The organism is Pseudoalteromonas sp. P1-9 (assembly GCF_001399975.1).
In the GTDB taxonomy this organism is placed as follows: domain Bacteria; phylum Pseudomonadota; class Gammaproteobacteria; order Enterobacterales; family Alteromonadaceae; genus Pseudoalteromonas.
The window spans coordinates 1-8,332 of record NZ_LKBD01000068.1 but is presented as its reverse complement, the minus strand read 5'-3'; the positions used below and the strand labels follow the sequence as shown (position 1 = coordinate 8,332).

Annotated in this window: 6 protein-coding genes; all 6 read right to left on the bottom strand. The window is 40.9% G+C overall.

Features of this window, described 5'->3' with window-relative positions:
* Window positions 1-295: 295 nt before the first annotated feature.
* On the bottom strand, window positions 296-2,128 hold the full coding sequence (locus tag AN214_RS21210) for an AIPR family protein (RefSeq protein WP_054981539.1): 1,833 nt from the start codon (window positions 2,126-2,128) through the stop codon (window positions 296-298).
* A gap of 303 nt (window positions 2,129-2,431) precedes the next feature.
* Entirely contained in the window at window positions 2,432-5,323 is a 2,892-nt protein-coding gene (gcvP, locus tag AN214_RS21205; RefSeq protein ID WP_054981538.1) for an aminomethyl-transferring glycine dehydrogenase, read from the bottom strand.
* 243 nt (window positions 5,324-5,566) lie between these two features.
* A complete protein-coding gene (gene gcvH, locus AN214_RS21200) occupies window positions 5,567-5,956 on the bottom strand; it encodes a glycine cleavage system protein GcvH (protein WP_010558681.1) in 390 nt (129 codons plus the stop codon).
* A 50-nt stretch (window positions 5,957-6,006) separates the two neighbouring features.
* Window positions 6,007-7,089: a glycine cleavage system aminomethyltransferase GcvT gene (gene gcvT, locus AN214_RS21195; RefSeq protein WP_054981537.1), complete on the bottom strand. Its 1,083-nt coding sequence runs from the start codon at window positions 7,087-7,089 to the stop codon at window positions 6,007-6,009.
* Window positions 7,090-7,339: 250 nt separating this feature from the next.
* Window positions 7,340-7,936, bottom strand: a complete 597-nt coding sequence (locus tag AN214_RS21190) for a hypothetical protein (protein ID WP_054981536.1) — start codon at window positions 7,934-7,936, stop codon at window positions 7,340-7,342.
* Window positions 7,937-8,133: 197 nt separating this feature from the next.
* A partial coding sequence (locus tag AN214_RS21185) for a GlyGly-CTERM sorting domain-containing protein (RefSeq protein WP_152960834.1) occupies window positions 8,134-8,332 on the bottom strand: 199 nt, incomplete at its 5' end.

Below are 8,332 nucleotides of genomic sequence, written 5' to 3'. Positions count from 1 at the left end.
GCTGCCTAAATGCAATTAAGCAGCTTCAAAATGCGGGACCGGAATATGATTATTAAAACGTATAACTATTTTGTGGGGATCGTACAGACTCTGACCCCATTGATTCTTTGTTATTACCACCCAAACTAAATCAAATTAGAATGGGTGTCTTTGTTATTCTTGACCAATAAGAAGTGTTACTTACCCTAAACATAGAAAACACCCAAACTAAATCAAATTAGAGTGGGTGTCTTTGTTATTTCTTAGAAAAACACCCAAACTAAATCAAATTAGAGAGGGAGTCTTTGTTATTTTCTTAATTTGGCTTGAGTCGTTTCTCAATTGTTGGTATTAAAAATTCCTTGTCAAAGTTACGATTTTTGAAAAGGCTAATTTTTAACTTCGATGGATTTCTTTCTTGATATACAGTTGCGGCTTCAAACAAAATTGATTTGGCAATATCGTATTGCTTTTTAATATATTCTTCGTCATTAATTAGCTGAAAAGCAATTGTTTTGCATTTATAAAATTTGTTCTTTCTTTGGGGCTCACTTATCGAGAACTTTTGTGTCATTAGTTCTGTGGTGCCGTTATCACTATGGCGATTAAAAGACTCTGTTAATATTAAACTACTTAAACAATGCAGAAAAAGAAACCCGCCTTTAGATATCAAATCTTTTTCTTCACCATGGTAATCACTAGTTCTTAAATCGGAATTCTTAGTACTCCAAATTTTCTGAAAGAGATGTACGGAAAAAGTATAAATATCAAAATCAGCAGCATCACTGAACAAAGTACTGTATTTACTTTCACTATCAAATAAAGTTGTCGTATCATTGGCTGCTACGACCGCCTCCTTATTAACAACAGAGTGGACTATTTGAGCCATTTTTAACAAGCCAATAACTCTGTTACCAGTTATCCCTTGACGTTTGTAGAAATTCTCTCTGCGTTCGTAAAATATCCCCGCTTTTTTGAGGTGCGTTTCAATATTTCTTTGGATATCATCGTTAGCTTTTAGGCTAGCAGCTTTTACCGGGTTTTGTGAATTTGTAGCACTGATTATGTCTGTTTGGATATCTAAGTTATCAGTTTTAACTAATTTGAGAAAAACTTTAAGGTTTGCTGGCAGGGATTGAGATTCTTTATAAGAATGGTATAGGCAATGAACCGTTTGGCAACCATTAACTATTTGTGGGTTTTCGATATCATACTGATTATTACCAAGAGGAGAAATATTATCCGCTATAATTGTTAGGCCATTATTCATTGCCCAAAAAATATCAGTCTTAGTTTTGTCATTGATAGTTTCAATGATTGAGCTATTAATTTTAACATCTTCACCTAGAAAGTACCTTACATTCCCTTCTGTAAGGTGGCTTTTAAACTCTCCGGATTCGAATAAGAGGCTCTCTATAATACTATTCCCAGTTACAAAACCTGAAAAGCCACTTGTAGGCACATCTCGATCTTTAATTTCCATAGGCTGGGAGTTAAACTGGATTTCAATAGATTCATTGAGGGATTTTGTCATGTTAAGTAGTTCTTGCGCTCCCCAAAAAGCTACGTCAATCTCAATATCTAAAAGTCTTAATGTTGATTTCATTTCCTCTGTTAGATGATGAATTTTTTCAGAAATTTTTTTATCCGCTGAGGCTGTAACATAATACAACTCGCACATGAACTGAGCTTTGTTTTTCTTAGCGCGCCTGAAAATTTTCCTTATTAACTCAGCTTTCTCTAAAATGTCTTTATTAGCCCCAATTGTTTTCAATTTCGAAAGTTCCAAATCGAGATTAAATATCTGCTCTATTCCCTCTTTAGTTTTACGAAACCCATCTGTAGAAAAGCTGCTCTCTTTCTTAGTTTGGAAGAATTTTACTCTAATCGAACTATCTTTGTTTATGGGATGCTCTTCATCGTTGACCAAGTTACCATTGCAAAATACATAACAGTGGTCAATCCCTTCATCGCCTCCCTCTCCCATAATGCCATCTATGAGGTCATCTTGTTCCAATCCTCCTAGATATTTTAAATTGGCGAAGTGAGCTACTGAAACCTCAAACGCATTTTTCTTTACGCTTTTCAATTCCGGGTTCGAATCGTATAGCGATTCTATCTGATCATCTAGCAAAACTCTTAAACTCATTATCTTTCCTTGTATTTAAATGTTGCAGCAATGCAATTAATACTTTTAAGTTAGTGAAAAGTCGTATATCAGTTGTATTAATTTAGTGAAGCATTTTCACGAAATAATAAAAAAGACTGTACTTTAACTTTCTACTTGGCGTTTTATCTTAGAATTTTTGATTTTATTAATGAGACATTGAAATGCTCAAATTAAAAAAATTTGTAAAACTACCTCAACCTAGCCAATCCTACCCCAATTTCCCCCATAAAAAAAGCAGCCATTAGGCTGCTTTTTATTACATTCTATAACTAAGTCAAAGACTTACTCATCGCGATACGTATCAACCGCAGGGCAAGAACAGATCAAGTTACGGTCACCGAACACGTCATCAATACGTGTTACTGTTGGCCAGAACTTGTCTTTTGCAACAGCTGGTACTGGGAATGCCGCGTAGAAGCGATCGTATGCACGATCCCACTCATTACCTAGTACATCGGCTTGCGTGTGCGGTGCAAATACAAGCGGGTTGTTTTCGATTGTCCACTCGCCAGAAGCAATTTTGTTTACTTCTGCTTTAATCGATACCATTGCTTCAATAAAGCGATCAATTTCCATTTTGCTTTCTGATTCAGTTGGCTCAATCATTAGCGTGCCTGCTACTGGGAACGACATTGTTGGTGAATGGAAGCCGTAATCTTGTAAGCGCTTAGCGATATCCATTTCGGTAATACCGGTTTGCTCTTTGATTGGGCGTAAGTCAACAATACACTCGTGCGCAACGCGGTTGTTTTGGCCGCGGTATAAAATTGGGTAATGCGCGCTTAACTTTTCAGTTAGGTAGTTAGCACTTACAATTGCCGTTTCAGTTGCTTGCTTAAGGCCATCGCTACCCATCATTGCAATGTATGCCCATGAAATAGGTAGAATTGCAGCTGACCCGTAAGGTGCTGCTGATACTGCGCCGTTACCTTCTGTTGTACCCGGTACGTTAATAACGCTGTGGTTAGGCATAAATGGTGCAAGGTGCGATTTAACACCGATTGGACCAACACCTGGGCCACCGCCACCGTGTGGAATACAGAACGTTTTGTGTAGGTTAAGGTGCGAAACGTCAGAACCGATAAAGCCTGGGCTAGTTACGCCAACCTGTGCGTTCATGTTCGCACCGTCCATGTATACTTGGCCGCCGTGCTGGTGAACAACGTCACAGATTTCTTTAATGGTATCTTCAAATACACCGTGCGTAGACGGGTACGTGATCATAATACACGATAGGTTTTCGCTAACTTCTTCTGCTTTAGCTTTAAGGTCAGCAACGTCAACGTTACCTTGCTTATCACACTCAACAACCACAACTTTCATGCTTGCCATTTGCGCAGACGCAGGGTTAGTACCGTGTGCAGAGCTTGGGATTAAGCACACATTACGGTGACCTTCGCCGCGTGACTCGTGGTATTTACGAATTGCGATAAGACCTGCGTATTCACCTTGTGCACCTGAGTTAGGCTGAAGTGATACTGCATCGTAACCTGTAATGTTTACTAACCAGTCGTGTAACTCGTTAATCATTACTTGGTAACCTTCTGCTTGGTCTAGCGGGCAGAATGGGTGAAGGTTTGCAAATTCAGGCCACGTGATTGGGATCATCTCAGCTGTCGCGTTTAGTTTCATAGTACATGAACCAAGCGAGATCATTGAGTGGTTAAGCGCTAAGTCTTTGTTCTCTAGGCGCTTGATGTAACGCAGCATTTCAGTTTCGCTGTGGTAGCTGTTGAAATTAGGGTGCGTTAAGAATTCGTCGTCACGTACAAGCTTCTCTGGAATACCTGTGATGTTGTCTGTTGTTACTTGTGCATCAAGTGCTGCAACGTCAAGGCCGTGGCCTGCGCCAAGGATGATGTCGAATAGTTCAGCTACGTCTTCACGTGTTGTTGTTTCGTTCACAGAAATTGAGAATTCACCGTCGTGGTTTTTAGCAAAGTTAATCTCTGCTGCTTCTGCACGTGAAACGATTTCGTCTTTGTTGCTGGTTACAGTGATTGTGTCAAACCAAGTATCGTGCTTAAGCGTAACGCCTTTTGCTCTTAAGCCTGTTGCTAAAATGCTGGCAAAACGGTTAATGCGTGATGCGATTGTGCGTAGACCTTCTGCACCGTGGTAAACCGCGTAGAACGCAGCCATGTTTGCAAGTAACACCTGCGCAGTACAAATGTTTGAGTTCGCTTTTTCACGGCGGATGTGCTGCTCACGTGTTTGCATTGCCATACGTAGTGCGTCGTTACCTAAACGGTCTTTAGAAACACCAATAATACGGCCAGGAAGTGAACGCTTGTACTTATCGCGTGTAGCGAAGAACGCAGCATGTGGACCACCGTAACCCATTGGAACACCAAAGCGCTGCGCTGAACCAAGTACTACGTCTGCGCCTAGTTTACCTGGCGACTTAAGAAGCACTAATGACATGATGTCTGCTGCCACACACGCAATTGCTTTTTTGTCTTGTACGTCTGCGATTAGGCCTTGTACGTCAACAACTTCACCCGTTGTGCTTGGGTATTGGAATAGCGCGCCGAAGATTTCATGGTTTACGGCATCTGCCGCAGGGCCAACCACTACTTCAAAACCAAACTGTTCTGCACGTGTTGCTACAACGTCGATTGTTTGTGCGTGTACGTCTTCTGCAATAAAGAAGATGTTTGCTTTTTTCGCTTTCGATACGCGCTTAGCAAGTGCCATTGCTTCTGCAGCAGCAGTTGCTTCGTCAAGTAATGACGCAGACGCAAGGTCAAGACCCGTTAAGTCCATTGAAAGCGTTTGGAAATTAAGTAGTGACTCTAAACGACCTTGTGCGATTTCTGGCTGGTATGGCGTGTATGCTGTGTACCAACCTGGGTTTTCTAACACGTTACGTAAAATTACGTTAGGTGTGTGCGTTGGGTGGTAGCCCTGACCAATATAAGATTTGAAAATCTTATTTTTGCTTGCTACTGATTTTAAGTAGCTCAGTGTTTCAACTTCAGTGCGGCTTTCACCAATGCTAAGACCTTGCTCTAAACGAATACTTGCAGGCACGGTTTCGTTCATAAGCTCTTCAACACTTGATACGCCCAGCTCAGCTAACATTGCTGACATCTGGTTTGCGTCCGGGCCGATATGGCGGCGGATAAAATCTTGCTTTTGCTCAAGTTGTTCAAGCGATTTTACGTTTGACATGTGTCTAACTTCCTATGGCATTTACATACACGACTAGCTAACAATACTGTGTGCTCAGTACGGTTAGGCGGCCTTTCAAAAGCGCACTATAAATGAGCTAAATGATTGGCTTTACTAATCAAAAATTTAATAAATATTTAAAATTTTTATCTTTAAATAAAAGATTTAAATATTTACTGATTGTAAAAACATGAAAAGCTCCAAAATTGGAGCTTTTCATTCTTCGAACACTTATACGAAGAATTAATCTTCGTCGATCGAATTTTCGTAACCTTCTGCGTCTAGTAGGTTATCAAGTTCTGACTCGTCAGACGCTTTGATTTTGAATAACCAACCGTCGCCGTATGGGTCAGAGTTAACTGTTTCTGGAGAATCTTCTAGTTCTTCGTTGATTTCAACGATAGTACCTGAGATTGGTGCGTAAATATCAGACGCTGCTTTTACAGATTCTGCTACTGCACAGTCTTCACCTGCATCTACTTCGTCGTCTACGTCTGGTAGGTCAACGAAAACCATATCACCTAATAGCTCTTGTGCGTGCTCAGAGATACCTACTGAGTAAACACCGTTACCTTCAGCGCGAACCCATTCGTGTGAAGATGCATATTTTAAATCGGCAGGGATATTGCTCATTCTTATAAATCCTTCGGTTGTTAAAAGGGGTATTAATACCCCATATCGATTTAGATTACTGATTTACCATTGCGTACAAAGCAAGGTTTTACCACTTTTACGTCAACGTGCTTTTTACGCATTTCAACTTGTGCAGTGTCGCCAGTTGAGCGTGGCACTCGCGCAAGGGCAATACTGTGGCCTAGTGTAGGTGAGAATGTACCAGAAGTAATCACACCTTCGCCACCGTCAACAATTACTTTAAGACCAGCGCGTAGTACGCCTTTTTCTTCAAGCACTAAACCAACGAGTTTATCTGTGCTCTTTTCTTCGCGCTGCTTAGCAACCACGTCACGACCGATAAAGTCACGATCTGCTGGTTCCCAAGCCAGTGTCCAAGCCATGTTTGCTGCAAGTGGTGATACCGTTTCGTCCATATCTTGGCCGTATAGGTTCATACCTGCTTCTAAACGTAGCGTGTCACGTGCACCAAGGCCTGCTGGGCGTACACCTGCGTCTAAAAGTGCTTGCCATAACGCTTCTGCACCGTCGTTATGAACAACGATTTCATAACCGTCTTCACCAGTATAGCCAGTTGTTGCGATAAATAAATCACCCGCTTGTACGCCAAAGAATGGTTTCATACCTTCAACAGCAGCTTGTTGATTTTCGTCAAGAATTGTTGCCGTTTTTGCTTTTGCATTCGGGCCTTGTACGGCAATCATTGCATACTCTGGGCGCTCAGTAACTTCTACTTTGTAGTCAGCTGCAACCGCACCAATGTGTGCTAAATCTTTTTCACGTGTTGCTGAGTTAACCACTAGGCGGTACTCAGTCTCAGTGAAGAAATAAATGATAAGGTCATCAATTACACCGCCTTCGGCGTTAAGCATACCTGTGTATAACGCTTTACCAGCAACTTGTAGTTTTTCTACATCGTTTGCTACTAGTTTACGTAAGAAAGGTTTTGCATCTTCGCCTTTAACGTCAACGATTGTCATGTGTGACACGTCGAACATACCTGCGTCTTGACGAACGCCATGGTGCTCTTCGATTTGTGAACCATAGTTGATTGGCATTTCCCAGCCGTGGAAATCAACCATTTTTGCACCCGCTTCAAGATGCTTGGCGTGTAATACAGTTTTTGAAGTCATAATATTCCTACACTTTCAAATCTACCCGCACAAGGTGCGGCGTGGCTTCAACAGGACAATTGTCCGGTTGAGGGAATAACATGGGCGGCGATTATACCGAAACAATATGGCTTTCGCACCCAGAAAAGTTATAAGTTTTACGCATTATGTAATTAATTTATTTCAATAATTTTTATTTATTAAATTGATTACAACACTAAATATAAAATAGCGGTAAATCTAACCGCCATTAAGTTTGTTAAGCCTTTGCTTAAACTAGTAATTCTGCTTGTTCGCTAAAGCCTAGGCCAATAAATCGACTTTGCCATTTTGCTAATTCGTCGGCTTTTGCGACTAATTCATAGCCTTTGTGGCTTTCTAAATGTGTCGCCGTTAAAAACACGTTGCCCGCTTGGCGTGCGTAACGTTGTTGCTCACCGGTTAAAATAATGCCTGGTGTGAGCGAAAATTCAGCCAATACGGTTTTAAATGCGTCATCACCGCGCAGTGCTAAAATGCGTAAATCGCCTCGGGTGATCACATCAATGTCGTGTGATTCTTCCCCTTCACTGAGCGCAGCAACCAAAGCAGGTGCAATGTCGTTATCGACAAAAATACGAAACGCTAGCTCAGTAAAGTAGTAAAGCTCAAAGGCTATTTCATGGTCATTTACTTTTGCTGTGCAACGAAGCCCCATTCCCGGCACAGTTAAATGACGTACATCACTGGAAATAAGTGTTTGTAAATACGGTAACGCAGCGCTGCCCGTCACATCAATAATGGTGCGATCGTTCATTTGCGCAAATTCGTTTGCGCCCGTGTATGCATTTTGATGGCTACCAAATAGCTGAGGCACTTGTGTTGTCATGCCCAATCTCCAGTGAAAATTAACAAGCAAAATTATGTTAGGCCACCTTGCAACAATCAAATTGTATTTTTAAATGAAATCATTTAAAAAAATTATTTAAAAGAGCGATTACATTAGAAAATATAATATTAATAATTTGATGCACAAAAAAGCCCCAAAATTGGGGCTTTCAATTGATTCAATGTATTACGTTCAAACTAGTCAATTTTATATCTACGCAAACCCAGCAGGACAAGCATGGCAAAAATAATATAGAACATACCGCCAGAACTTTTCTTTTTCGTATCTGGCTGAGGATCAGGGTCGGGCGCTGTTGCAGAATTCACCTTAATCTCAAAAGCGTTTAGTGATGAAGAAACAAATTCATCACTCACGGTGATTACAATGTTGCTATGC